The organism is Sulfitobacter sp. M05 (assembly GCF_029285175.1).
Lineage (GTDB): Bacteria > Pseudomonadota > Alphaproteobacteria > Rhodobacterales > Rhodobacteraceae > Sulfitobacter.
This window is the reverse complement of record NZ_JABEDH010000002.1, coordinates 100546-127188: the sequence shown is the minus strand read 5'-3', so window position 1 is coordinate 127188 and position 26643 is coordinate 100546. Positions and strand designations below refer to the sequence as shown.

25 protein-coding genes and 2 riboswitches are annotated in these 26643 nt (G+C 59.5%); of the genes, 19 read left to right on the top strand and 6 right to left on the bottom strand.

Features of this window, described 5'->3' with window-relative positions; genetic code table 11:
* The first annotated feature begins 261 nt into the window (after positions 1-261).
* From HKX44_RS08810 to HKX44_RS08760, 11 genes are all read left to right on the top strand, one after another.
* Positions 262-927, top strand: coding sequence for an SDR family NAD(P)-dependent oxidoreductase (locus HKX44_RS08810; protein ID WP_276150963.1), 666 nt, complete (start codon positions 262-264; stop codon positions 925-927).
* On the top strand, positions 921-2450 hold the full coding sequence (locus HKX44_RS08805) for a cryptochrome/photolyase family protein (RefSeq protein WP_276150962.1): 1530 nt from the start codon (positions 921-923) through the stop codon (positions 2448-2450). Before HKX44_RS08810 ends, HKX44_RS08805 begins: the two co-directional genes overlap by 7 nt.
* Before the next feature lie 730 nt (positions 2451-3180).
* Positions 3181-3388, top strand: a riboswitch (cobalamin riboswitch).
* 127 nt (positions 3389-3515) lie between these two features.
* On the top strand, positions 3516-5381 hold the full coding sequence (locus HKX44_RS08800; protein ID WP_276150961.1) for a TonB-dependent receptor: 1866 nt from the start codon (positions 3516-3518) through the stop codon (positions 5379-5381).
* Positions 5356-6216, top strand: coding sequence for an ABC transporter substrate-binding protein (locus HKX44_RS08795; RefSeq protein WP_276153710.1), 861 nt, complete (start codon positions 5356-5358; stop codon positions 6214-6216). The genes HKX44_RS08800 and HKX44_RS08795 overlap by 26 nt, the downstream gene beginning before the upstream one ends.
* Positions 6213-7196 (top strand): iron ABC transporter permease, encoded by a 984-nt coding sequence (locus HKX44_RS08790; RefSeq protein ID WP_276150959.1) that lies wholly within the window; start codon positions 6213-6215, stop codon positions 7194-7196. The genes HKX44_RS08795 and HKX44_RS08790 overlap by 4 nt, the downstream gene beginning before the upstream one ends.
* Complete coding sequence (locus HKX44_RS08785; protein ID WP_276150958.1) at positions 7193-7951, top strand: ABC transporter ATP-binding protein; 759 nt, start codon at positions 7193-7195, stop codon at positions 7949-7951. Before HKX44_RS08790 ends, HKX44_RS08785 begins: the two co-directional genes overlap by 4 nt.
* Positions 7948-8619, top strand: coding sequence for an adenosylcobinamide amidohydrolase (locus tag HKX44_RS08780; RefSeq protein ID WP_276150957.1), 672 nt, complete (start codon positions 7948-7950; stop codon positions 8617-8619). The genes HKX44_RS08785 and HKX44_RS08780 overlap by 4 nt, the downstream gene beginning before the upstream one ends.
* Positions 8612-9619, top strand: coding sequence for a hypothetical protein (locus HKX44_RS08775; protein ID WP_276150956.1), 1008 nt, complete (start codon positions 8612-8614; stop codon positions 9617-9619). Before HKX44_RS08780 ends, HKX44_RS08775 begins: the two co-directional genes overlap by 8 nt.
* Positions 9620-9739: 120 nt before the next feature.
* A complete protein-coding gene (locus HKX44_RS19995; RefSeq protein WP_346348176.1) occupies positions 9740-10264 on the top strand; it encodes a MotA/TolQ/ExbB proton channel family protein in 525 nt (174 codons plus the stop codon).
* The gene (locus HKX44_RS08765) at positions 10261-10587 is read left to right on the top strand and encodes a biopolymer transporter ExbD (protein ID WP_346348175.1); all 327 of its coding nucleotides are present in this window, start codon (positions 10261-10263) and stop codon (positions 10585-10587) included. The genes HKX44_RS19995 and HKX44_RS08765 overlap by 4 nt, the downstream gene beginning before the upstream one ends.
* A gap of 73 nt (positions 10588-10660) precedes the next feature.
* On the top strand, positions 10661-10870 hold the full coding sequence (locus HKX44_RS08760; RefSeq protein ID WP_276153709.1) for a hypothetical protein: 210 nt from the start codon (positions 10661-10663) through the stop codon (positions 10868-10870).
* 948 nt (positions 10871-11818) lie between these two features.
* On the opposite strand, the gene HKX44_RS08755 is transcribed toward HKX44_RS08760, so the two are convergent.
* From HKX44_RS08755 to HKX44_RS08745, 3 genes are all read right to left on the bottom strand, one after another.
* Positions 11819-12235: a thioesterase family protein gene (locus tag HKX44_RS08755; protein ID WP_276150954.1), complete on the bottom strand. Its 417-nt coding sequence runs from the start codon at positions 12233-12235 to the stop codon at positions 11819-11821.
* Positions 12236-12341: 106 nt separating this feature from the next.
* Positions 12342-12686: an antibiotic biosynthesis monooxygenase gene (locus tag HKX44_RS08750; protein WP_276150953.1), complete on the bottom strand. Its 345-nt coding sequence runs from the start codon at positions 12684-12686 to the stop codon at positions 12342-12344.
* Entirely contained in the window at positions 12683-13006 is a 324-nt protein-coding gene (locus HKX44_RS08745) for an NIPSNAP family protein (protein ID WP_276150952.1), read from the bottom strand. Before HKX44_RS08745 ends, HKX44_RS08750 begins: the two co-directional genes overlap by 4 nt.
* A gap of 72 nt (positions 13007-13078) precedes the next feature.
* On the opposite strand from HKX44_RS08745, the gene HKX44_RS08740 reads away from it, so the two are divergent.
* Positions 13079-13759, top strand: a complete 681-nt coding sequence (locus HKX44_RS08740) for a winged helix-turn-helix domain-containing protein (protein WP_276150951.1) — start codon at positions 13079-13081, stop codon at positions 13757-13759.
* Here the strand turns inward: HKX44_RS08740 and HKX44_RS08735 are convergent.
* Both HKX44_RS08735 and HKX44_RS08730 read right to left on the bottom strand, forming a co-directional pair.
* Positions 13756-14556, bottom strand: coding sequence for a polyhydroxybutyrate depolymerase (locus HKX44_RS08735; RefSeq protein ID WP_276150950.1), 801 nt, complete (start codon positions 14554-14556; stop codon positions 13756-13758). The genes HKX44_RS08740 and HKX44_RS08735 overlap by 4 nt on opposite strands.
* 178 nt (positions 14557-14734) lie before the next feature.
* Positions 14735-16393, bottom strand: a complete 1659-nt coding sequence (locus tag HKX44_RS08730; RefSeq protein ID WP_276150949.1) for an NAD+ synthase — start codon at positions 16391-16393, stop codon at positions 14735-14737.
* A 202-nt stretch (positions 16394-16595) separates the two neighbouring features.
* On the opposite strand from HKX44_RS08730, the gene HKX44_RS08725 reads away from it, so the two are divergent.
* The 4 genes from HKX44_RS08725 to HKX44_RS08710 all read left to right on the top strand — a co-directional run bounded on the left by HKX44_RS08725 (position 16596) and on the right by HKX44_RS08710 (position 21307).
* On the top strand, positions 16596-17984 hold the full coding sequence (locus tag HKX44_RS08725; protein ID WP_276150948.1) for a 2-isopropylmalate synthase: 1389 nt from the start codon (positions 16596-16598) through the stop codon (positions 17982-17984).
* A gap of 44 nt (positions 17985-18028) precedes the next feature.
* On the top strand, positions 18029-18430 hold the full coding sequence (locus HKX44_RS08720) for a DUF1801 domain-containing protein (protein ID WP_276150947.1): 402 nt from the start codon (positions 18029-18031) through the stop codon (positions 18428-18430).
* Positions 18431-18495: 65 nt separating this feature from the next.
* Complete coding sequence (gene gltX, locus HKX44_RS08715; RefSeq protein WP_276150946.1) at positions 18496-19830, top strand: glutamate--tRNA ligase; 1335 nt, start codon at positions 18496-18498, stop codon at positions 19828-19830.
* Between the two features lie 85 nt (positions 19831-19915).
* Positions 19916-21307 carry an MATE family efflux transporter gene (locus tag HKX44_RS08710; RefSeq protein ID WP_276150945.1) on the top strand — a complete coding sequence of 464 codons (1392 nt, stop codon included), beginning with the start codon at positions 19916-19918 and terminating at the stop codon, positions 21305-21307.
* Here HKX44_RS08710 and HKX44_RS08705 read toward each other — a convergent pair.
* Entirely contained in the window at positions 21287-21841 is a 555-nt protein-coding gene (locus HKX44_RS08705; protein WP_276150944.1) for a gamma-glutamylcyclotransferase family protein, read from the bottom strand. The two genes, HKX44_RS08710 and HKX44_RS08705, sit on opposite strands and share 21 nt — an antisense overlap.
* Before the next feature lie 90 nt (positions 21842-21931).
* Positions 21932-22017, top strand: a riboswitch (glycine riboswitch).
* Between the two features lie 142 nt (positions 22018-22159).
* Here HKX44_RS08705 and gcvT point away from each other — a divergent pair.
* The 3 genes from gcvT (at position 22160) to gcvP (ending at position 26609) form a co-directional block, all read left to right on the top strand.
* Positions 22160-23284, top strand: a complete 1125-nt coding sequence (gene gcvT, locus HKX44_RS08700) for a glycine cleavage system aminomethyltransferase GcvT (protein ID WP_276150943.1) — start codon at positions 22160-22162, stop codon at positions 23282-23284.
* A gap of 20 nt (positions 23285-23304) precedes the next feature.
* Positions 23305-23664 carry a glycine cleavage system protein GcvH gene (gene gcvH / locus HKX44_RS08695; RefSeq protein ID WP_276150942.1) on the top strand — a complete coding sequence of 120 codons (360 nt, stop codon included), beginning with the start codon at positions 23305-23307 and terminating at the stop codon, positions 23662-23664.
* A gap of 98 nt (positions 23665-23762) precedes the next feature.
* The gene (gene gcvP / locus HKX44_RS08690; protein ID WP_276150941.1) at positions 23763-26609 is read left to right on the top strand and encodes an aminomethyl-transferring glycine dehydrogenase; all 2847 of its coding nucleotides are present in this window, start codon (positions 23763-23765) and stop codon (positions 26607-26609) included.
* The last annotated feature ends 34 nt before the right edge of the window (positions 26610-26643 follow it).

The window sequence follows — 26643 nt, the reverse complement described above, 5'->3', positions numbered from 1 at the left end:
TCGTTCTGCTTGTTCTAATCCATGGCGCGATGGCAAACCCTCTGAGCGGACGCGCCGGGATGGCACGCTCAGAGGCGGATTAGCAGCAGGAGGTTGGCACGCATAAGCACCGCGTCGATGCGCGATGGGGTCACAGTATGTGAAGCGTGTTTCATGGCGGTATTTATAGGCCCGGGATTTGAAATGGGAAGGGGGGAGTTTGATTTTGCTTTTTTTCACCGCCAACGTTGACCTGTGGCGTGCCCCGGCTAGGTCAGGAATATGGGAAAAACATTGATAATAGGCGCTTCTGGCGGCATCGGGGCCGCATTGGTGACGGCCTGCGCGGCAAGGGGTGAGGTGGTCACTGGTCTGTCGCGCAATGGGGATGGGTTTGACATAACCGACCCGGCCTCGGTTGCCCGGCATTTGGATGCGCTGGACAGGCCGTATGACAGGGTGGTGGTGGCGACGGGTGCCTTGGTCATTGAGGGGGCAGAGCCGGAGAAGACGATCAAGGCCATCGACAGCAAGGCGATGCTGGATCAGTTCAGGTTAAATGCGGTGGGGCCGGCGTTGGTGCTGGCGCGGGCGCATGGTATGTTGCCGCGCAGGGGGCGGGGCGTGCTGGCGGTATTGTCGGCGCGGGTTGGGTCGATCGGGGACAACCGGATGGGCGGCTGGATCAGCTACCGCGCGGCGAAGGCGGCGGTGAACCAGATCGTGCATACTGCGGCGATTGAGCTGGCGCGGTCGCATCGGGAGAGCATCTGTGTGGCGCTGCATCCGGGCACTGTGGAGACACCTTTCACCACCGATTATCTGGCGCGCCATCCGGCGGTTCCGCCAGCGGAGGCAGCGGAGAATTTGGTGCGCGTAATGGATGGTCTGACCCCGGCCCAGACCGGTGGATTTTATGATTGGGCAGGCAAGGAGGTGGCGTGGTGACGCGGCTGGTTCTGGTACTGGGCGATCAGCTTTCGCAGGGGCTTTCGGCGTTGCGAGAGGCGGACCGTTCGACAGACATTGTGGTCATGGCAGAGGTCGCTGAGGAGGCGGAATATGTCAAACACCACCCCAAGAAAATCGCCCTGATCTTTGCTGCGATGCGAAAATTTTCACAAGTATTACAGTCGGATGGCTGGGACGTGCGGTATGCCACGCTGGATGATGAAGAGAACGCAGGCAGCATTGTCGGAGAGCTGTTGCGCCGTGCGGAGGAAACCGGCGCGCAGGAGGTGATCTGTACCGAACCGGGGGAGTGGCGGCTGATTGAGAAGCTGAAATTTGCGCCGGTCAAAATGCGTATGCTGCCGGACGACAGGTTCATCGCCAGTCACGCGGAATTCGAGCGCTGGGCCGAGGGGCGCAAGGCGTTGCGGATGGAGTATTTCTACCGCGAGATGCGGCGCAAGACCGGCCTGATGATGGAAGGAGACACACCCGCCGGAGACAAGTGGAATTTCGACCATGACAACCGCAAACCGGCGCCTGATGATGTATCCGTAGAAGGGCCTTTGTGGTTCGAGCCGGACGCGGTTGTTGAAGAGGTTCTGGCGCTGGTCGAGGCGCGGTTTGGCGATCATTTTGGAGACCTGCGCCCCTTTGGTTTTGCCACCACCCGCGCGCAGGCTTTGCAGGCCTTGGAGCATTTTGTGAAACGCGCCCTGCCGCGGTTCGGAGATTATCAGGATGCGATGCTGAAAAGCCATGCTTTCCTCTATCACGCAGTGCTGTCGCCCTATATCAATATTGGCCTTCTGGACCCGTTGGAGGTGTGCCAGGCTGTTGAAAAGGCGTGGAAAAAAGGCGATGTGCCAATCAATGCCGCCGAAGGGTTCATTCGCCAGATCATCGGCTGGCGGGAATATGTACGAGGCATCTATTTCCTTGAGGGACCGGAGTACCCAAAGCGCAATATTTTGAAGCATGACAGGGATTTACCCGGGTTTTACTGGGGGGCAGAGACCAAGATGAACTGTGTGTCACATGCGGTGGCACAGACGCGGGAACATGCCTATGCGCACCATATCCAGCGGCTGATGGTGACGGGCAATTTTGCCCTGCTTGCAGGGGTTGATCCACACCATGTGCATGAGTGGTATCTGGAGGTTTATGCAGATGCGTTCGAATGGGTGGAAAGCCCCAACACAGTGGGCATGTCACAGTTCGCTGATGGTGGGGTGGTTGCGTCGAAACCTTACGTTTCTTCAGGGGCTTACATCAACCGGATGTCGGATTACTGTAAGGGATGTACCTATAAGGTGAGTGTCAAAACCGGTGCCGATGCCTGCCCGTTCAACCTGCTGTACTGGCACTTTCTGGATCGGCATCGTGACCGTTTCCAGAACAATGCGCGGATGGGTAATATGTACCGCACATGGGACCGGATGGATGGCGACCGGCGCGAGACTGTGTTGCTGGATGCGGAGCGCTGGCTGGCGCGGCTGGATGCGGGCGAGGTGGTCTGACGGGGCCGCGCGCGCAACGGTGATGGGCTGCGCAACAGGGGCAGTCCGTTTCGGGGGGCACCACTTGTACACCCCCCGTACACCTTTGGTACACCGCCCGGCGCATGTTTTGCGGGTTTTTAGCGTCGGCTTTAAATGCCTCGCAATACCCTGCCACGCTGCGCGTTCTTGGGGCATTGGTGAGACGAAACGCTTCGGGTTATCAGGTTAAAGGCCGGACGCTTTAATGCCGCGTTCGCGTACAAGGATTTCCTGGTGTGGAACGTTGCGCATCATTGACTCAAGGCGGCGGATTTTCTGAATCTTATCAGTGGGCCGCGTCGAGAAATATTGATCCAAACGTCAAGCATTTCTGACCTGAAACGGCCCTTCATCGTCGGATATGCCAAGGGGCAAATCGCGGACGAAGCCGCCTTTTGCAGATACGGCTATTGCTGACGCAGTATTGCGTTGCGTTGCAGCAGGGTTCCTGCCGCAACGCAACGCAAATCACTGAAGCGGTCATTAAACGTGGAGGGACTGGTGATCCAAAACCTTACCTTCGCGACAGCTGGATTAGACAACCAGGGAGCGGGCTTTGCAGTCATTTCGACACGCTCGCTAATGCCTGCTTGCGCATAATTGCATCGGGTAAAATTGGTTATGAGATTTCTTCCGTTCAATGCACCCACAAGGTTGGAAAAATACCGTAGAAATCTAAATTGATCCTTTCCAAATTGACCACCCTCTTGTAGCAATCGGTTGCTTCGGTCCGGGCGGTTCGCCGTCCGGTTAAAAGGGAACGTGGTTCGGCCAACTGGCCAAATCCACGGCTGCCCCCGCAACTGTAGGCGGAGAGCGAAGCCGGTATATGCCACTGTCACGCCTTGCGTGGTGGGAAGGTCCGGCCAAGCATCGACCCGCGAGTCAGGAGACCTGCCGAGGTGTTCACCCTGTCCGGGCGCGAGGGGCGTCAGGGCTGCGGAGCTTCCGCATGTGGTGTTTTCACCGTCTGCGGGGGGCTTTTCCCTCAAATGACACGTCAACGTCTATCGTCCCGATTGGGTCGAATCCGAGGGTTAATCTATGCTCCGTTCATATCTTCTGGCTTCTGTGGCCATCTCTCCATTCTTTTTTTCACCCGCGTCAGCCCAAGAAGTATTCGACTTGGGCGAAATTATCGTCAGCGGGGGGCTATCCCCGATTGAGGCTGATGCCCTGGGCCGTGCGGCCAGTGTGGTCACCGCACAGCAGATCGAGGAAGGTGGCATCGCGACGGTGCAGGATGCTTTGCGCGCTCTGCCGGGTGTGTCGGTCAACGGGTCCAGCAATACGTTTACCCAAGTTCGCGTCCGGGGCGGTGAGGCTAACCACACGCTGATCCTAATTGACGGGATCGAGGCAGCGGGGGGCGACGGCGAGTATATTCTAAGCGGGCTGGAAACAGCGAACATCGAGCGCATTGAAGTGCTGCGCGGTCCGCAGTCGGTTTACTATGGATCGAACGCATCGGCGGGGGTTGTCAACATCATCACCCGCAAGGGCGGGATCGGTGAGACCTATTCGGCCTCCTTGGAAGTTGGTGCCGCGACGACAGCGACCGCTTTTATCTCTCGCCGCAATGAACGCGGCGGGCTGTCCTTCTCGCTCTCGCACACGGACGATCGCGGCTATGACCAGTCGGGCGATGGTGGCGAAAAGGATGGGCTGGAACGCACCACAGCGGTTCTGTCGGGCGACTATCTGGTGACGGATGATCTGAAACTCGGGTTCACCATTCGCCGCGCTGATGAGGAATACGATACCGACCCATCCCCGTTCGGTGCGGTAGATGCTGCCAGCTACGTCGTTGACGACCCGACCTCCGGTGCCACCCGCGATGAATGGACCGCAGGTGTCTATGCTGAATACGCGATGATGGACGGGCAGCTGACGCATCGGTTATCGTTCGAAAAAACAGAATACGAATCCACATATAACGGTGGTGCACCAATCACGACAGACAGCGAGGCGCTTAAGTATCGGTTGAGTTTCGGTCTCGACGGGCGCGCAGTGTCCGATGCCGATCACCTACTGAATGTTCTCGTGGAAAACGAGAAGGATAGCAGCAGTTCCAACCCGCTTTATGGCCGGGAATCGACGTCCATCGCCTTGGAGTACCGGGGCAGCTTTTCGAATGGCCTTGACGTGCAGGCTGGCGCGCGCTTCGACGACAATGATGTGTTCGAGGATGCAACGACCTGGAACGTTGGGTTTTCCTATCAAGTACCGGAAACCGGAGTGCGGTTGCACGCGTCAGCGGGCACAGGCGTGGTGAACCCGTCCTATTTTGAGCTTTACGCCGACGCTTGGGGTTATACCGGTAATCCGAACCTGAACCCCGAGCGTAACAAGAGCTTTGACATCGGGACAGAGTTCGCTGTGTTTGACGGACGCGGCCTCATTGACGTCACCTATTTCAACGAGACGCTGACGAATGAGATTACGTCGGTCAGCACCGGGCCGGGGACTTTCACCTATGAAAACCAAGCTGGCGACAGCGACCGTCAGGGTCTTGAAGTGTCGGGAACCATGCAGGCGACAGACACTTTGGCCCTGCGGATGGCCTACACCTATATCGACGCGAAGAACCCTGACGGCAGCGTGGAAGTGCGCCGCCCCCATCACGAGTTTACTCTTGGGGCAACGTTCGATACCTTTGGCGGACGCGGCACGGTCTCTGCGGACTTGCGGCATGTGTCGGGCAACTTTGATACACAGTTCTTCGGATCCTTCGGCACGGCTGAATTGCCTGCATACACGACCGTCGATATTGCTGCACGGTATGAGCTGACAGACACGCTGACGCTGAACGGGCGCGTTACAAACCTGTTTGATGATGATGCTGTCGACGTCTGGGGGTTCGCATCACGGGGCCGGTCAGCTTATGTTGGCATCAGTGCGCGTTTCTGAAGCGATCCGGTCGGTTTGCCTTGCGGGCGCGCTGATCGGCACGCCCGTGGTCTCAATGTCTGACACACCGATCAGAGCCGTGTCGATGAACCTTTGCACCGATCAACTGGCCATGTTGGTGGCAGGTGAAGGGCAGCTGCTTTCTGTGTCCCATCTTGCCTCCGATCCCCGCAGCTCGGCGATGGTTGAACAGGCCGCGCATTTTCACAGCAATCGGGGCTTGGCCGAAGAAATATATTTGCTGCAACCTGATCTGGTCATCGCGGGTAGTTTCAGCACGCGGGCGACGGTTGATATGCTCAAACGGCTGGGCATTCCGGTGGTTGTGTTCGACCCGGCCTATTCGCTGGAGGATGTACGGGCTAGGCTGACACAGATGGGGGTGGTTCTGGACCAGCAAGACCGCGCAGCGCGGCTGATTAAAGATTATGATGCGTCATTGACGGCCTACAGGGCCGAAGTCACATCCCGCCCCCGCGCAGCGCTCTATTATGCCAATGGCTACACGTCTGGCGACAAGACGCTGGCAGGCCAAATCCTGAACATTGCCGGTTTGGACAACATTGCGGCAGAGCAAGGGTTCAGCGCGGGCGGGATCATCCCGTTGGAGGTTCTGGCGATGGCGCAACCCGATACCGTGATTACCAGCCGTCCGTATCGGGGTGCCTCGCGGTCCGAAGAGGTCAAGGGGCATCCGGTGATAGAGGCGCTGCGGCGCTCGCGTCCGGAGGCATCCATGACCGACGGTGATTGGGTCTGTGGCACACCGTTCGTCTTGCGGGCCATCGACGACATGGTGGCGCTGCGTCGAGAGATGCAGGATGTGCAGCAATGACGCGACTTGCGCTGAGCTTGACCGCTTTGGTTGTGGTGCTTTTCGTGGCCGCACTGGTGGTTGGTCCGGCCGATATCGAAGTTTTCCAAAGTCTGAAAGCGCTGTTTACAGGTGATGAAGGCCCGATGACGCTGGTTATGCGTGAAATCCGCCTGCCGCGCGCCCTGCTTGCGGTGGTGATCGGGGGCTCGCTTGGCCTGGCGGGGGCCGCGATGCAAGGCTACCTGCGCAACCCGCTGGCTGATCCCGGCCTGATCGGCGTGTCGGGGTCTGCCGCCTTGGGGGCGGTGCTGGCGATCCAGACAGGGATGGCCGCAAGCTTTACCTTTGGTCTCCCATTGGCCGCACTTGCCGGCGCATTGATCGGTGTATTTCTGGTGCTGATATTGGCTGGGCCGCGCGGCTCATCTCTGACGCTGATCCTTGCGGGTATCGCGATATCCGCGCTGGCGGGTGCGTTTACATCGCTGGTGCTCAACCTGTCGCCCAACCCCTTTGCCGCAAACGAAATAGTATTCTGGATGATGGGATCACTGGCCGACCGCTCCATGACGCATGTCTGGATCGCTTTGCCGCTGATCGTGCTCGGGGCGCTGTTGCTGGCGACACTCGCGCGCGGGCTGGACGCTTTGACGCTTGGCGAGGATGCGGCAGAGGCGATGGGGATCGGTCTGCGCCGGATGCGCCTAACGCTGATCTTTGGCACGGCCGCCGTAGTTGGGGCCTCGACCGCGGTGGCCGGGGCTATCGGGTTTGTCGGGCTGGTCGTGCCGCACCTGTTGCGCCCCTTGGTGGGCGCGCAACCGGGCAGGCTGTTGTGGGCCTCCGCCTTCGGAGGGGCCGCGATGCTGCTGGCGGCGGACATCGCTGTTCGGGTGATCCTACCCGCACGCGACCTGAAACTGGGTGTCGTGACCGCCTTGGTCGGTGCGCCCTTGTTCTTGCACCTGATCTACCGCACGCGGAGGGTAGGTCTATGAGCCTGCTGACCCTGACCGATTTCGGAGTTACCCGCCGTAAACGGGACATTCTGAGCAGGGTGAGCCTGAGCGTCGGAACCGGAGAGCTGGTCGGCATTATCGGCCCAAACGGTGCCGGAAAAACGACCCTTATGCGGGCCGCGTTGGGTCTGGTTGACAGCACGGGCCATAGTTCTTTGGGGGCTTTGCCCCCGCGTGCGCGGGGCCGTGCCGTTGCTTGGATGCCGCAATCGCGCGAAATTGCCTGGCCTGTGGATGTGGAAACGCTGGTGATGCTGGGCCGGACGCCGCATCTGGGTGCGAGGCAACGGCCCAATGATCAAGATCTAGCCGCCGTGGCGCGTGCGATGCAACGCATGGACCTGACCGAGTTCAAAGGCCGGACGGCAACGCGATTGTCCGGCGGGGAACAGGCGCGTGTTCTGATCGCACGGGCCTTGGCGCAGGAAACGCCCCTTCTGATGGCAGATGAACCCATTGCGGGCCTCGATCCCGCGCACCAGATTGCAACCATGCAGTCCTTCGCCAATCTCGCAGGGGAAGGCCACTCTGTGATCGTGTCCCTGCATGATCTGGGCCTTGCCGCCCGCCATTGCACCCGCCTGATCGTCATCGACAACGGTGGCATTGCCGCCGATGGCCCGCCCCGTGATGTGCTGACCCCCGCCCTTGTGCGCGACACCTTCGGCATCAGCGCCTATCTTGAAATCACGCCGGATGGCCTCGTGTTTCAACCGCTGAAGGTGGTGGCATGAGCGATGTCACCCTTGAGCGTCCGTGGCTGACGTTTGATCTGGGCCGCGACATGCGCATCCTCAGCTGGGCCATCAACCGCCCCGGTTTTGTTATCTCCCGGCGTATTGTCTGGCGCGAGGTCCGCAATGCCGACCTGCCGAAGGACATGGATGTGCGGGAATGGTTCGATGGGGCGTTGCAGTTGCAGGGATATGAGGATGCTGTGGCCTTTCTGACATCGCGTGATGTCTCGTTCTTTACCCAAAACTCCGCAAAGGTCGGGTGCACGGCGGCGCATTGTGTGGCGACCGTCGGATTGTCAAACGCCGAACGTGTCGGATCACGGGTGGACCGACAGGCGCAGGACTGGGGCACGATCAATGTGGCGGTGCGCTTGAACCGCGGGCTGTCGCAGACCGGTCTGATCGAAACCCTCAGCATCGCCACGCAGGCGCGCACGGCGGCAATCATCGACGCAGGTGTGCCCTTCGCCAGAGGGTTGGCGACTGGCACTGGCACGGATTGCATCGCGGTGGCGGCACCGAAAGGGCCGCAAGACTACGCAGGGCTCCATACGGATATCGGCGAGGCCGTGGGCTTGGCCGTCTACCGCGCAACGACGCTTGGTGCTCGGCAATGGAAATCGGATGTTGGATCAATTCAGAAAAGAGAGACGGGACATGCTTGATCTTGAGAACGTATTGGAAGGCGGTCTGCAACAGGCTGAGGCCGGATGGAACATGGGATCATTCGGTGCGATTGCGGAATTTCACCATGTTGGGGATGAAACCCCACCAGCGCGCACCGCGCCGCTGATGCAGGTGACAAAACGCGGCGGTGTGCGCATCGAACGGCTGGAGGGTGTGCGCCCCGTAGCCTACGAAACACTCAGCCCCCGCGCGCATCGCTGGTCGCAGGCAGTGTCGCTGTGTTTGCCTGAGGCAGAGGCGATGATGCACCAACGCGATGTCCTGACCGAAATTGGCCTCGACGATGCAGCCTTGCGGGATGAAGATCATGGCGCGGTCCTGTTTGACATGGGGTTGGCGCAGCCACAGGTCGACTTTTGCATCCGCACCGCTGACGAGGACTTGTTGGCGGTCCTGCGCGAAAACGCAGGCCGCTCTTTGATGGATCACGGCAACCCCGCGATGCCCGTGATCCTCAAGGCGCATCCGCATCGTGTTGCCTTGACCAAAGTGGGCCGTGTCGAGGTCTATCAGATGATCGGCGGGCCGGATACGGGCGGCACATCGCCAGAAGGACCGCACACGCACGTCCTGCCAAAGTTGCTGCGTGCGGGCCGAACCCATTCTGCGAATACGCCAATTCCCGAAGGCTGGGTGCCCTGTGCCGGGTTTAACCCCGAAAACCCGGTGTTCGGGCGGATGGGACAGGACAAGGATTTCAACCGTGCTGCCTTCGATGCGTTTCAAACCTTGCTGCAAGCATGGGGCCCGCAGGAATATCTGACAGCAAAAGCAACCTGTTGGGCGGCGCTGGAGCAGGGTCAGGAGCCGGAAAGTATATCCGAACCTGACACCCGCACAGGCCGCGCCGGACTGCGCAACGGATTGCGGCAATGGCGACGGTTGTATGGGGACAGCGCCCTGCTGGATCGGTGGAGCGCCGCCTTCGATGCCAGCACGATGCCGGAAGAGGCTGACGACGAAAATCCGGGGCATTGATCGTGGGGTTCGATATCTCTGGGGCACGACAATTTCTTGAAACCGGTGGTCCGGCCCTTGCCGCGATTGCGGTTCTGTCCGTTCTGACGCTGGCGATCATCCTGTGGAAGCTCTGGCCGCTTGCCTTGTCCGGGGCATGGTCGTCGCGCAAATCGCAGCGGATCATGGCAACCGGGAACGTCGAAACGCCTGTTCATCGCGGGCGCGCTCAATGCGCGCGAACTCCCCGACCAGCTGGCCCGCGAAGAGGTGACGCGCCTTGCGGCACATGAGCTTGCGGTTCTGCGTGGTGGATTGCGCCCGCTTGAACTGATCGCAACTATCGCACCACTGATTGGATTGCTTGGCACGGTTCTTGGCATGATCGAGGCCTTTCAGGCGCTGGAAACAAGTGGGGGGCAGGCCGATCCTTCCGCGCTTGCCGGCGGCATCTGGGAGGCGCTTTTGACCACCGCCGCAGGCATGGCCATCCCCGCCGCTGTCGCGCTCAGTTGGTTCGAGGGGGGGCGCCGAGCGTGTACAGATGGACATGGAAGATCTCGCAACACGGCTTTTCACACACGCGCCGGAGCAACAAAGGCAGTTGGCCTGATGTTCAGTTTCGCCAGCACCCGGCCCCGACGCAGGCCAAGCCTCACCCGATGATCGAGGTTGTGTTCCTTTTGCTGGTGTTTTTCATGTTGGCGTCGCAGTTCGGGCACGACAAGGCTTTGACCCTGTCGGCAGGGAGTGGCGGCACGGCCTATACCGGCCCCCCGAGGCTGATCGGCATCGGGCCGGACACCTTGCGCCTGAACGGCGTTGCCGTGTCGCTGGAGGACCTGGCCACGCGCCTTGGCCCCCTGATGCAGAGCCCTGACGACATCATCATCCTGCGTGGCGATGCCGACGCAACGCTGCAACGCCTTATAGATGTCGCGCAATCCTTGAAGACTGCGGGTTTCACGCATCTGTCGGTGGTCGAATAGCGATGCGGTTCACGCGCCCTCTTTAGACGTGACACTACCGCTTTCGGAAAGTGCCGCGACATTGGAGGAGGATATGACGCTCTACATTTCCCCCCAAGGCACAGTGGGCTTTCAAGGAGCAGTGGGAGCAAACGCCTGGGCCACCCTGCAACGCGTCGATACAGACCAGCGTCTGAGTATTCACGCTGACGCTGATTTGCCCACACCGAAACTCGCAAACGTGTTGGCTGGGCTTGCAGAAATCGGCATTCAATCTGTTGACCTCGCCGTGGGGAAACCATGAGGCAAGGCGTCGAATTTATCCTCTTTACGGCTGTCGCGGCAGCGGCGCATTTGGTGGTGTTTCAGCATGCACCAAATGGCGCGGCCCCGACCTTCAGCACGGACAGCCTTCCGGTCGTCGATACGACTGTGCCACCCCCGTCCACGTCGGCTGTTGTGGCATCGTTGCGCCCAGAAGAGCGACCTTCTCGGCCTACAAAACCGCGTTCTACACCTTCCGCCCCAGCTCAAACTGCGCCTCGACAGACCGCAGCCGGATCAGGTCAGAATCAAACATCCGGCAATGAAGGTGCCGCTGCGGTGCCAACCTAACAGACGTCACCGAACCCCGCCCTCATGGCACAATGGGGAAACAGCATCCGTTCCGCTGTGGAGCGCCGCAAAAGGTATCCCGCGGGCACACGCAACCGTGGGACCGTGATATTGTCGATTGCAGTTTCCTCTACTGGCGCATTGTCATCTGTCGCCGTGCAGGGATCTTCGGGGGACGCGCTGCTGGATCAAGCGGCTCTTTCCGCCGTGACGCGCGCCCGCTTCACAGCCGCACCTCATGGGCTGCCTTCTGGAGTGCATCGGTTTTCGCTACCGATCACTTTTAATCCTTAAACAAGCTGCTCTCAAATCGCTGATGTTCAGCTAACGTAGGATTTCGCACTTTCCCGCATACGACGCCTTTACTGTGGTTTGTTGGAATGACCACTTTTTTGTCAGGTGGCTGCAACCATATTTTCGCCCATGCAGCAATATCCACGCTGCGAGCGCGCGCAGCGAAAATTGGACACTTCTCCTCTGGGCTCTATTTTCTCGATCGCCGCATAATGCACGAAGGTTCGTTTTCCGTCTGACAGGCAACTTCGGTCAATGTCATGACGGAAAGGTCAAAGTCATCTGGCGTTTCACACCTGGGGGCATCAAGGCAGGGGCGCAGGGGCGTGATGCCCGCCCCGGCTCACTCTGTGACCAGCCAGCTGTCCAGAGTTTCGCGCACCTTGTCGGGCCATGGCATTGAGCTGTGCTTGTCCAGATCGGAGGCGGCAAGCACCTGTGTGCTGGTCCAGCGTTTTTCCCCTTCGCAGCTGATTTCGTGGCGCAGTGTCAGCGACGAGCGTCCAACCTTGATCACCTGTAGCTTGAAGGTGAGGGTCTGGCCGAACAGCGAGGGCACAGAAAAATCGCAGGTCAGATGCACGGTGGGCGTGCCCCAGCGTTCTTTCCAGATCATTTCGTGCCAAGGATAGCCGATATGGGTCCAGAATTCCTCGTTCACGCCATTCAGCAGGTCCAGATAGGACGGGAAGTAGGCGGTGCCCGAGATGTCGCAATCGCCAAAGCGCAATTCGCGGGTGGTGGTGAATGTTTTGGTCATGGGGCCGTCTTTTGTTCAGGGGTGTGGCCGTCTGTTTACGGGATATGAAGGATGAACAAAAGCCATCAGATAGCGGCGTTACGGGGGCGGGTGACCCGCCTCCGTGTTAACCATGGGATGCGCGGCTGTCCTTCGGGGCCTCGTCCCGGTCAAACATACCGTAGTCGCGGATCACATGGGCGATGCGCAGATGGTAGTCGGTAAAGATGCCCTTGCGCCCCTTGGCCTGTGCCTTGCGGTGGGCGGTGAGGCTGCGCCAGCGGGCGACGGCGGCTTCGTCCTCGAAAAACGACAGGGACAGGAGTTTGTCGGGGTTGGTCAGGCTTTGGAAGCGTTCGACGGAAATGAACCCCTCGACCTCATCCACCAAGGGCCGCATTTCGGCGGCGATGTCGAGATAGTCGGTTTTGTGGTCAGGGTCGGGCATGACTTCGAAAATTACGGCGATCATGTGCTGTCTCCATGGGGGGTGGAGGCCAGTGTCAGGAAGGTGCGATCCTCGCGCAACAGGAATTTCTCCGATTGGGCGAATGCGTAGTTTTCACGGCCCAAGGGATCGGCGGCGAGGCGTTCGCGATACTGTTCGTAAGCCGCAAGGGAGGGGATATTGTAAATACCATAGGCGAGGGTGGAGGAGCCTTCGTGCGGGGCGTAGTAACCGATGAGGTCAGCTCCGCAGCGCGGAATGGCGGTGCCCCAATTGCGGGCGTATTGGTTGAATTGTGCCTTTTTGGTCGGGTTGATGTGATAGCGTATGATGCAGGTGAGCATGGGGTGTCCTTTGCTGTTGATGCCTGTTCATAACGGGTTGATCGGCGCAGATGCTTCGGCTACGGTCGAAGTATGAAAGAAGGTCCGGATATATCCCGCATTGCAGCGCTGATCGGCGATCCGGCGCGTGCCAATATCCTGACGGCGCTGATGTCGGGCAAGGCGCTGACGGCGACGGAACTGGCGTCTGAGGCGGGGGTGACCGTGCAGACCACCAGCGCCCATCTGGCCAAGCTGGAAGCGGCAGAGATGATTGCCTGTCGCAAATCCGGGCGGCACAAGTATTTCACGCTGGGTGGGGATGACGTGGGCCATGCGCTTGAGGCGCTGATGGGGTTGGCGGCGGGTGCGGGGCATCTGCGCACACGCACCGGCCCCAAGGACGAGGCGTTGCGCGAGGCGCGGGTCTGTTACAACCATCTGGCAGGGGCCAAGGGCATTGCCCTTTATCAGGGTTTGCTGGGTAAAGGTTTGGTCGAGGAACGGGGTACGGATGTGGTTCTGACGGCAGAGGGTGCCTCGTTTCTGACGGCGTTTGGTGTGGATGTGGCGGATTTGCGCAAGTCCAAGGCGCCGCTGTGCCGGTCCTGTCTGGATTGGTCGGCGCGCCAGACCCATCTGGCGGGCAGTGTCGGGCGGGCCTTGCTGGCAAGGATGCAGGAAATCGGCTGGGCCGAGCGGGTGGAAGGCACGCGGGTGGTGCGGTTTTCGCGCGCGGGGGAAAAGGGATTTGCCGAGATGTTTGGCGGCTAGAGCTGGCCTGCCTCCATCAGGGCGGCAATGCCGTGGCCAAGGTATTCGGTGCGGAAGGAATGGCCGCCCTCGAACAGGCAATATTCGAGAACCTCGCCGGTGGGATTGCTGCGGTTGCGGCAGGTCAGCGGGCCGGTTTCGATTTGGCTTGCCGGGCCAAAATCTCCGAATTTTTCATACATTGTAAGGGCTTCTTCGATCTCGCCCTGTTTGGTTTCGCCGATGGGGCGGCCCTTGAGTGGCACGGTTTTGTCCCGGGTGCCGTGGATATGGACGATGCTGGACACCGGCGTTTTGCAGGTTTCGGGGGGCTGCAGCCAATAGGTGCCGGAGACGGGAATGAAACCCGCGAATTTTTCGGGGTGCGAACAGGCGAGGTTCCAGACCATCATGGCACCAGCGGAAAATCCGGCAGCGATAATACGGTTGGGAGCGATGGGATGGCGGGCGGTGGCATCCGCGATGATGGCGTCAAAATAGGCGAATTCGGATGATCCGTCGCTGTCCATGGTGCCGGGCCCATTCGGCAGATCCCATGTGCCATTGATGCCCTGTGCGGCGATCAGGGCAAAGCCGGCATCCGACAACATCCGGCGCAGAGAGCCGTTGCGCATGACCCCCGCCGCCGAGCCGCGATACCCATGTGCCCAGATCAGGGCGGGCACATGGGTGGTGCCGTCGTGGTTTGCGGGCATCGTGATACGGTAATGGCGGTCACCGACGGGGCAGTCGGTGTCGGGACCACAGGCAAGGGCGGGGCTGGTGAGCAGCAGGAGGCAGGTCAGGAGAATGCGCATGGGGTGATGATGGCGCGGTGGGCGGAGAGGCTCAAGTCACATGATTGTGCGGTCCGTGGCGTTGCGGATGGCGCGTGCGCGGTGCCCGGGTAGGATTGAGTTTAGGGGCAAGATGAAGCCCGGGCGCTGTGTCCGGAACAGCGGGCCGGGGTTGGTTGACGAGGGCGGGGCGGGGCAATCAGCTGGGATCGCGCCAGCGGTTGACGATGGGATAGCGCCGGTCGAGCCAGAAGGCGCCTTTGGTCAGGCGCGGGCCAGGGGCGGATTGGAAGCGTTTGTATTCTGAAATATAGATCAGGTGTTCGACCTTTTTGGCGGTGGCGCGGTCAAAGCCGGCGGCGACGCAATCCTCGATCGAGCCGTCCTGATCGACGAGGATATCCAGCATCGCATCAAGATCGGGGTAATCCGGCAGGCTGTCGCTGTCTTTTTGATCATCGCGCAACTCGGCTGTGGGCGGTTTGGTGATGATGGTTTCGGGGATCATGGTGCCGGCAGGCCCCATCATCCAGTCGCGGTGGTTTTCATTACGCCAGCGGCAGGTTTCAAACACCCGCGTTTTATACATATCTTTGATCGGGTTATAGCCGCCTGACATATCGCCGTAGATGGTGGCATAGCCGACGGCGACTTCGGATTTATTGCCGGTGGTCAGCAGCATTTCACCGAATTTATTCGACAGGGCCATCAGCAATAGGCCGCGCAGGCGGGATTGGATGTTTTCCTCGGTCAGCCCTTCGTCGGTGCCGGCGAATAGCGGGGTGAGTGTGTTGGTGATGGCCGCGCGGCCCTCGGAGATCGGCACGTAATCATAACGGCAGCCAAGCGCATTTGCGACCGCTTCGGCGTCATCCAGCGAGGCCTGAGAGGTATATTCGGAGGGCAGCATCACACAGCGCACATTTTCAGGGCCGATGGCATCGGCGGCGATGGTGGCGACGATGGCAGAATCGATGCCCCCCGACAGGCCGAGCAGTACTTTCTTAAAGCCGGTTTTGCGCATGTAGTCGCGCAGGCCCAGCATGCAGACGCGGTAATCGGCCTCATAGCTGTCCGGGTATTTGGCGAAAGCCTGTTCTACGACACGCCATCCGTCGGGGGTGCGTTCCAGATCGACATTTGTGGTGATTGCATCAAAGGCGGGCAGTTGCATGGCCAGCTTGCCGCCTGGGTTCAGGGCGAAAGAGGCACCGTCGAAAATCTGATCATCCTGACCGCCCACCATATTGAGGTAAATCAGCGGCAGGCCGGTTTCCACGACACGGGCGACCATGACGTTCATCCGGGTGTCCATCTTGTCCCGATAGTAGGGCGAACCATTGGGCACCAACAGGAATTCTGCACCGGTTTCAGCCAGCGTTTCGGAAACATCTGGATGCCATGCGTCTTCACAAATCGGAGAGCCAATGCGGGTATTGCCGACGGCGTAAGGACCGCCAAGAGGGCCGGAATCAAAGATGCGCACCTCGTCAAAGACGGTTTCATTGGGCAGGTTATGTTTCAACATGCGTGAGGCGATTTTGCCATTCTTGAGGATCAGATAGGCGTTGAACAGTTCCGTTCCTTCGGCCCATGGGGCACCGATGGCGAGGGGCGGACCGTCGGCGCAATCCGCAGCCAGTTTTTCAATATGGGCCATCACATCCAGCTGGAAAGCGCGTTTCATCACGAGGTCTTGGGCGTTGTAGCCGGTGATGAACATTTCCGGCAGGGCGACAAGATTGGCACCTGCATCCTTGCCCGCCTGCCATGCGTCAAGTGCCAGTGCGGCATTGCCGGCAAGATCGCCGACGGTCGGGTTTAACTGGCCCAGTGTGATGCGGAAACGGTCTGCCATAAGAGCGCCCTTTGTTTGTGTGTCTGCATGTGATGTAGCAGATCAGGGGCAGGGGGAAAGGGGATTTGGCCTTGGCCGGGTATTGGCGGCAGGCGAGGGCGCGCTGTGCGGGGCGCGCGGTTTTGAAAAGACATTGCCCCGTTGGCGGCCAGACTTTAGGCTGATGGTTAATTGCTCCTTAACGTCTGTGAATAGGTTTGCCATGTCCCTTCGCGCTTTTGCCCTGTGTATGATCCTGTTGCCCTTGCCCGCTTTGGCGCAGGACGTATCGGTGCAGACCAAACAGTATGATGACGGCGGCCTTTATGAAGGCAGTTTCAAGGACGGGCTTCAGGATGGTCAGGGCACGTATAAGTTGCCCAACGGCTATGAGTATTCCGGAACATGGGTCGCGGGCGAGATCAAGGGCGAGGGGGTTGCACGTTTTCCCAACGGATCGGTGTATGAGGGCAATTTTGAGCGCGGCAAGCCGGATGGTTTTGGCAAGATCACCTTTGCTGATGGTGGTACCTATGAGGGCGAGTGGCAGGCCGGTGCGATCATGGGGCAGGGCATTGCGATCTATGCCAACGGGGTGCGGTATGAAGGCGGGATGCGCAATGCCAAACACCACGGCAAAGGGGTGATGCAAAGCGTCGGGGGGTATGAATATAAGGGCGATTGGCTGGACGGAGTCAAACAGGGGGTTGGCACGATCACCTATCCTGATGGTGCGGTTTATGAAGGTGATATTGTTGCGGGCAAGCGCAGCGGCACGGGCACGCTGAAAATGCCGGACGGGTTGATCTATGTCGGCACGTGGCAGGACGGTCAGATCAACGGCTCGGGCACCCTGACCCAGCCCAATGGCGACGTATACGAAGGCCAGCTGGTGGCGGGTAAGCGACATGGCAAGGGCAAGGTCACCTATGCAAACGGTGATGTATATGAGGGTGATTTCAGCGATGACCGGCGCGACGGGCAGGGCACGTTCACCGGAACCGACGGATATGTTTATGCCGGATCGTGGGCTGGGGGACAGATCGAAGGCGTGGGCCGCGTGACCTATCCTGACGGATCGGTTTACGAGGGGCAGTTCCGCAATGATCTGGTCGATGGCACGGGCAAGATTACCTATCCGGATGGGTCAACCTATGAAGGGGAGTGGCGGGCCGGGGTGATCGAGGGCAAGGGGCGCGCGACCTATCCCAATGGCGTGGTTTATGAGGGGGCGTTCAAGAACGCCCGCATAGATGGCGAGGGGGTGATGACCTATGCGGATGGCTATCGCTATGAGGGGGGCTGGAAAGACGGGCAGCGCCACGGCATGGGCACGACGACCTACCCTGACGGGACCACCTATGCGGGATCATTCGTCGAGGGCCAGCGCCATGGCGAGGGCACGATCACCATGGCGACGGGGTTTAAATACGCAGGGGCCTGGGCCAATGGCGAGATCGAGGGCATGGGCACGGCGACCTATGCCAATGGCGATGTCTATGAAGGCATGTTCAAGGCGGGCAAACGTCAGGGGGCGGGCACCATGCGCTATGCCACGGGGGAGGAAACCAGCGGCGACTGGGTGGCCGGAGCGCTTAAGGAAGGTGGTTGACCTGAGCGTTTTTTTGCCGGCGCAGGGGGCGTTTGGAGGGGGAGATGCCGCAGGTAGAGCGTTTTCTGAGCGATGTGGCACCGGCACGCCGGCATATGGAGGCCGCGCGCCTAGATGCGTTTTTCCGCACAGTGACAGGGTGGCAGCCGGTTTTGTGGTCGGGAACGATGCTGGGCTATGGCAGCTATGACTATACCTATGCTTCGGGGCGCAGGGGCCGTTATTTCGCCACCGGATTTGCGCCGCGCAAGGCCAAGCTGAGTATATACATCATGCCGGGGTATACGGATTTTTCGGAGATCCTTGGTCGGTTGGGTAAACACAGTATTGGCAAATCCTGCCTGTACCTCAACAAGTTGGAAGATGCGGACATGGAGGTTTTGGCCGAGCTGGTGCGGGCGGGGTTGAGAAATCTGACTGGCATCTGGCCCGTAAATCCAAGCTGACTGGCAAGCGAACTGGACAATATCAAGCTGTTGTGAGAAGCCTGCGGCTCGCAAGGAGATCATGCATGGCCAGCCCGACAACCACCCGTTTCGCCCCGTCCCCCACCGGTTACATCCACGTGGGCAACTTGCGCACGGCGCTGATGAATTATCTGATTGCCCGCAAGGCAGGCGGCACGTTTATCCTGCGGATTGATGACACGGACCCGGAGCGTTCGAAGGAAGAATATGTTGACGGGATCAAGCGAGACCTTGACTGGTTGGGCCTGCATTGGGACCGGGTTGAACGTCAGTCCGAGCGGTTGGACCAGTATCACGCAGCGGCGGATGATCTGCGCGCCAAAGGCCGGTTTTATGAGGCATTCGAGACCCCGACCGAGTTGGACCTCAAGCGTAAAAAGCAGCTGAACATGAGCCAGCCGCCGGTCTATGACCGGTCTGCGCTGAACCTGTCGGATGCCGAGAAAGAGGCGTTGCGGGCCGAGCGTGGCGACGGGGTTTGGCGGTTCAAGCTGGACCGTGAGCGGATCGAATGGAAAGACGGCATTCTGGGCGATATCTCTATTGATGCGGCGTCGGTCTCCGATCCGGTGTTGATCCGTGGTGATGGCCAGATCCTGTATACGCTGGCCAGTGTTGTGGATGACACCGAGATGGGCGTGACCCATGTTGTGCGCGGATCGGACCATGTGACCAACACCGCGACGCAAATCCAGATCATGAAGGCGCTGGGCCATGATCATCCGGCCTTTGCACACCACTCGCTGTTGACCGGCCCGCAGGGCGAAGCCCTGTCGAAACGTCTGGGTGTTCTGGCCTTGCGTGATCTGCGTGAACAGGGTGTGCAGCCCTTTGCCTTGCTGTCGCTGATGGCGCGTTTGGGATCGTCCGATCCTGTCGAGCTGCGCACCGATATGGCCGAGCTGATCGACGGGTTTGACATCAACCACTTTGGTGCGGCACCAACGAAATTTGATGAACGGGATCTGTTCCCGCTGACCGGGCGGTATTTGCAGACGCTGGATGTGGCTGATGTGGCCGAGACACTGGACAAGCTGGGGGTGCCAGCGGCGCTGGCAGAGCCGTTCTGGGCGGTGACCCGCGAGAATATTGAAACATTGGGCGAGCTGGATGCATGGTGGGCGATGTTCCGCGATGGCGCTGAGCCGGTGATCGAAGAGGATGACAAGGCGTTTATCGCCGAGGCTATGGCGATGCTGCCCGAGATGCCGTTTGACGCCAGCACATGGGGCACATGGACAGCCGCGGTCAAGGAACAGACGGGGCGCAAGGGGCGTGGATTGTTCCGCCCGCTGCGCCTGGCGCTGACGGGGCAGGAACACGGGCCTGAAATGGCGGCGGTGATGCCGTTGCTACAGGTGATCAAGGCGCGCGGATGAGACCGGCGCGTCCTATTTGACCATAACATGAAGAAAGGGGCGGCGCATTTGCGTCGCCCTTTTGCGTTTGGGGAGGAACGGAAAAATGGCTGAGGCAAAGTTTCTGAAAGGCAACCTTTTTGGTCATGTGACGGTGATGTCGCTGACGGCGTCTTTGGGATTGATGGCCGTTTTCATCGTCGATTTTGTCGACATGATCTTTATCTCGATGTTGGGTAAAACCGAACTGGCGGCGGCTATCGGGTATGCCGGTGCGATTCTGTTTTTCACCACCTCCTTTGGCATCGGCCTTGGCATTGCGGCGGGGGCTTTGGTGGCGCGGGCATTGGGCGCGGGTGATGCAGTGCTGGCCCGAGAACGCACCACCCATGCGCTAAGCTATGGATTTGTTTTTGCATCTATATTTTCGATTGTGGTTTGGTTGTCGCTGGGCGGTCTGGTCGCGCTGCTGGGGGCCAGCGGTGAAACCGCCACACTGGCCGTGCATTTCCTTCAGATCATTGTGCCGTCGATGCCTTTCCTGATCCTTGGCATGATGGGCAGTGCGGTTTTACGCGCCCATGGAGATGCCCGCCGTGCGATGATGGCGACAATTGCCGGGGGTGTTGTGAATGCTGCGCTGGACCCGGTTTTGATCTTTGGTCTGAACCTTGAACTTACCGGGGCCGCGATTGCATCGGTGGCGGCACGTTTGACCATTTGCGCAACGGCGCTTTGGCCTTTGGTCAAGATTTATGGTGGCATCACTTGGCCCAAGCCGAAAGGCATGTTGCGTGACCTTGGCCCTATTTTGGCCATCGCGTTTCCCACCATTCTGGCGCAGATCGCGACACCTGTGGGGCAGGCGTTTGTGACCCGATCCATGGCGAGCTACGGCGAGGAAGCAATTGCCGGCATGGCAATTGTGGGGCGTCTGACGCCGGTGGCGTTTGGAGTGGTTTTTGCGCTTTCGGGGGCTGTTGGCCCGATCATCGGACAAAACTATGGCGCGGGAAACATGGCGCGGGTACGGGCCGGGTTCAACGCGGCGGTGATCTTTGTGGCGGTGGTGATTTTGCTGGTCTCGGCGATACTTTTTCTCGCGCGTGGTGCCATCGCTGACCTGTTTGGCGCAACCGGGCTGACGCGTGATTTGATCTATTTGTTCTGTGGCCCGCTGTCGCTGGCGTTCTTTTTCCCCGGCGTTTTGTTCGTGTCTAATGCAGCCTATAACAATCTGGGTCAGCCGTTTCTGTCGACCTTCACCAACTGGGGGCGCAATGCGGTTGCGTTGATCCCCTTGGTGTTCATCGGGTCCTGGGCTTTTGGCGCGCAGGGGGTGTTGATCGGACAGGCCCTTGCCGGGGTGATTTTTGGCGCTGTGGCATGGGTGCTGGCGTTGCGGGTGATTGATCGCGGTGGGGCACCGGTGCGGGACAAACAGGAGTTGTTTGGCCGCGAGGGACGTTTGATGACCCTATTCCACGCGCGCAGATAGCCGTGCAAGATGGTGATCGACCAGCGCGGTTTCCGTGGCGCTCAGGACCTTGTGGCGCGGGTATTGCGGCGCGGTACGGTCGTTCAGGATGGGGGTGTCCCAGCCGTCGGTGGTGTCGAAAAATGCCTGTACGCCAGCTTCGCCAAACTCGCGCAGGAAGCCTTGTACCACCACGTCGAGATAGCTGAGGATGATGGTATCGCGGGTGGTGTGCCCCTGCTGTGAAGCGGGCACAGCGTAATGCGCGATATCGGGTACCGGTGTCAGCGGATGGTTGACTGCATCGCCCGACGACAGCCGTGCATACCCTGTTTCACGGGAATCCAACGCGGCCCAATCGGCACCCGGCACAGCGGCGATGAGGCCGGAAATTGTTGTTTCAGTGTCTGGGGTTACGCTGAGGAATACCCGATCGAAGGCGGCAGAGCGAACCCAGGCGCGCCGCCAGCCGACCAATTCGGCGGGATGGGCATCGGGATAGCTGTGGGTGTCACGGTTCACAAGGCTGCCATAGCCGAAGAAATAGGGTGTCATCAGGATACTCGCGTTGATTTGTGCCACAAAAGCACGGGGCGGCGGCGGCGACAAGCGCTTGACGCATCGGGTTTGACCGGCGTACATCAGGGCCAGATCATGGGAGAATCAGCCACGCTGATGCCGAAGGAGCAACCGCCCCGGAAACTCTCAGGCCCACGGACCGTGATCTTGCGACGACACTCTGGAGAGTGGTGCAGGAGGCACCCGCCGAAGGGATAACGATCTCAGGCGAAAGGACAGAGGGGGCATCGGACGTCACATGGTGTGGCGTTGTGATGCCGGTGTTGCCAGAACATCCGGTCAGGGGAGCAACGGATGGACGATTTACACGCAACAGCGCTTTATGATTTGCACGTTAGCCTTGGGGCCAAGATGGTGCCCTTTGCAGGCTATTCCATGCCGGTGCAATATCCGCTTGGTGTGATGAAAGAGCATCTGCATTGCCGTGCCGCCGCGGGTTTGTTTGACGTCAGCCACATGGGGCAGGTGATTCTGTCGGGGGCCTCGTGGGAGGCGGTGGCGCTGGCGTTTGAAACGCTGGTGCCGATGGATGTGCTGGGGCTGGAGGATGGCCGCCAGCGGTACGGGTTTTTCACAAATGACGCTGGCGGGATCGAGGACGATCTGATGTTTGCGCGCCGGGGGGATGATCTTTTTGTCGTGGTGAATGCCGCCTGTAAAGAGGCCGATATCGCGCGGATGCGCGCGGGGCTGGCGCCGGATGTGACGGTGACAGAGTTGGCAGACCGCGCCTTGATCGCCTTGCAGGGCCCGAAGGCGGCTGATGTTGTGGCCGAAATGGACCCGCGCGCGGCAGAGATGGCATTTATGGATATTGCCGATCTGGATTTGGGGGGCATCGCCGTCTGGGCATCGCGTTCGGGGTACACTGGCGAAGACGGGTTCGAGATTTCGGTGCCCGCGTCACAGGCCGAGGCACTGGCGCAGGCTTTGCTGGCAAAGGACGAGGTCGCACCCATTGGTTTGGGCGCACGTGATTCCCTGCGCCTTGAGGCGGGGCTGTGTCTTTATGGAAACGATATTGATGCCGGCACCACTCCGGTAGAAGGGGCGTTGAACTGGGCCATCCAGAAGGTGCGCCGGTCAGGCGGGGCCCGTGCTGGCGGTTTCCCGGGGGCGTCGATCATTCTGGACCAGCTGGCCAGCGGTGTTGGACGTAAACGTGTTGGCTTGTTGCCCCAAGGGCGTGCGCCAATGCGCGAAGGTGTGGTGTTGTTTGACGCCGCCGAAGCCGGTCGGGAGGTTGGTGTTGTGACCTCAGGAAGTTTCGGGCCAACAGTCGCAGGGCCGGTTGCGATGGGCTATGTTTCCAAAGACGCAAGCAGTGTCGGTACATCGCTTTGGGGAGAGGTACGGGGTAAGAGATTGCCGTTGACCGTTGCCAAGCTGCCCTTTGTTGCGGCAAATTTTAAGAGATAACCAGAACAGGAAAACCACAGATGAAGTTTACAGAAGAGCATGAATGGCTGCGCGAGGAAGATGGCGAGATGGTTGTGGGGATCACGATCCATGCCGCCGAGCAACTGGGCGATGTGGTGTTTGTGGAGCTGCCTGACGAGGGCACCACAGTCAGCAAGGATGACGAGGTTGTGGTGATCGAGAGTGTGAAGGCCGCATCTGACATTCTGGCACCTGTCGATGGTGAAATCACCGAGGTGAACAGCACGCTGACCGACAATCCCGGCATGGTGAATGATGATCCGCAGGGCGAGGCGTGGATGTTCAAGATGAAGATCAGCGATGCGTCGCAGATGGACGATTTCATGGATGAAGCGGCCTATCAGAAATTCATCGGCTAGGGCCTGAGGGGCCTGCGGGATTGAGTTTAAAGGCAAGATGAAAGCGGGGGCTGCGCGTTTAGGGCGCGGTGCCGGCTTGCTTAAATGAGGATGACACGATGACTTTCAAGCCGACAGAATATTTGCCATATGATTTTGCCAACCGGCGTCATATTGGCCCCTCACCCGCAGAAATGTCGGATATGTTGGACGTCGTGGGGGCGGGATCGCTTGCCGCGCTGATCGACGATACCGTGCCCGAGGCCATTCGCATGGAGGGGCAGCTGGATTTTGGCAAGGCGATGTCGGAGCGCGAGGTGCTGGAGCATATGCGGGTCACGGCATCCAAGAACAAGGTGCTGACGTCCTTGATCGGGCAGGGCTATCACGGGACGGTCACACCGCCGGCAATCCAGCGCAATATTCTTGAGAACCCGGCGTGGTATACGGCCTATACGCCGTATCAGCCCGAGATTGCACAGGGCCGGTTGGAAGCCTTGTTGAACTTTCAGACAATGATTTCGGATTTGACCGGATTGGAAGTTGCCAATGCGTCCTTGCTGGATGAGGCGACTGCCTGTGCCGAGGCGATGACCATGGCGCAGCGCGTGTCGAAATCGAAGATGACCGCGTTTTTTGTTGATCAGGATTGCCATCCGCAGAATATTGCAGTGATGAAAACCCGTGCTGCACCTTTGGGTATTGAGGTGATTGTCGGTGATCCGGTGGATATGGATCCGGCAGCCGTGTTTGGCGCAATTTTCCAGTATCCGGGGACCTATGGCAATGTGCGCGATTTTACCGATCCGATTGCGGCGCTGCATGCACATAAGGGTATTGGCATTATTTCAGCGGATCCTCTGGCGCTGACGCTGCTGAAGGAACCCGGCGAGATGGGGGCAGACATCGCTGTCGGATCGACCCAGCGCTTTGGCGTTCCCGAGGGGTATGGCGGGCCACATGCTGCTTATATGTCGTGTAAGGATGCCTATAAGCGGACAATGCCGGGACGGATTGTCGGTGTGTCAATTGATGCCCATGGCAACCGGGCCTACCGTTTGTCCCTGCAAACCCGCGAACAGCATATCCGGCGTGAAAAGGCGACATCGAACGTCTGTACCGCGCAGGCCCTCTTGGCGGTGATGGCGTCGATGTACGCGGTATTCCACGGGCCGGAGGGGTTGAAGGCGATTGCCCAGCGTATCCATCGCAAGACCGTGCGTCTGGCCGAAGGATTGCAGATGGCGGGTTTTGAAATCCGTCCCAAAACCTATTTTGACACGATTACCGTTGAAGTTGGCCCGTTGCAGCAGGCGGTGATGAAATCCGCAGTAGACGAGGGCATCAACCTGCGGGCTGTGGGGGATACAAAGGTCGGGATCACGCTGGACGAGCGCAGCAAACCCGCGACAATCGAAGCGGTTTGGCGGGCCTTTGGCATTACCAAAGAAGACAAGGATTATACGCCGCATTATCACATGCCGGAAAAGATGGTGCGTACCACAACCTATCTGACCCATCCGATTTTCCACATGAACCGCGCCGAGACCGAGATGATGCGGTATATGCGCCGCCTTGCGGATCGTGATCTGGCGCTGGACCGGGCGATGATCCCGCTGGGCTCTTGCACGATGAAGCTGAATTCGGCGGCAGAGATGATGCCGGTAAGCTGGCGTGAGTTTTCGCAGATGCACCCGTTTGTGCCGGTTGATCAGGCGGCTGGTTATAAGGAAATGATTGACGATCTGTCATCAAAACTGTGCGACATCACCGGCTATGATGCGATTTCCATGCAGCCGAATTCGGGTGCGCAGGGGGAATATGCCGGGCTGTTGTCGATTGCGGGATATCACCGTGCCAATGGCGATGACCAGCGCAACATTTGTCTGATCCCAATGTCGGCGCATGGCACCAACCCTGCAAGTGCGCAGATGGTGGGGTGGAAGGTGGTGGTGATTAAGTCCGCTGCCAACGGCGATATTGATCTGGATGATTTCCGTGCCAAGGCTGAAGCGGCGGGTGACGAGCTTGCTGCTTGTATGATCACCTATCCGTCGACCCATGGGGTTTTCGAGGAAACCGTGACCGAGGTGACCAAGATCACCCATGACCACGGAGGGCAGGTTTATATCGACGGGGCCAATATGAACGCCATGGTCGGGTTGTCGCGGCCCGGTGATCTGGGCGGAGATGTCAGCCACCTGAACCTGCACAAGACATTTTGCATTCCGCATGGTGGCGGTGGGCCCGGCATGGGGCCGATTGGCGTCAAGGCGCATCTGGTGCCGCATTTGCCCGGCGATCCGAATGCGGGTGGCAATGCGGTATCGGCGGCCCCCTTTGGATCACCGTCGTTGTTGCCGATTTCATGGTCTTATTGCCTGATGATGGGCGGTGAGGGACTTACCCAGGCGACGCGGGTGGCGATTTTGAACGCAAACTACATCGCCAAGCGGTTGGAGGGGGCGTTTGATGTTCTCTACAAAGGGCCAACGGGGCGGGTTGCGCATGAGTGTATTCTGGATGTGCGTCCCTTTGAGGAAAGCGCAGGCGTGACGGTGGATGATATCGCCAAACGTCTGATTGATTGCGGTTTCCACGCACCGACAATGTCATGGCCGGTGGCGGGCACGTTGATGGTTGAGCCGACAGAGAGCGAGACCAAAGCCGAGCTGGATCGGTTCTGTGACGCGATGCTGGCGATCCGCGCCGAGATTGACGCGATCGAAAAGGGCGAGATGGATGCGCAGAACAACCCGCTGAAGAACGCGCCGCATACGGTTGAGGATCTGGTGCTGGAATGGGGCGAGCGGCCCTATTCGCGCGAGCAGGGTTGTTTCCCTCCGGGGGCGTTCCGGGTTGATAAGTACTGGCCGCCGGTCAACCGGGTGGACAATGTGCATGGGGATCGTAACCTGATTTGCACCTGCCCACCGCTGAGCGATTATGCGGAGGCGGCAGAGTAATCCTGCGCCAGTAGAAAAGGCAGTGGTGGCGGGG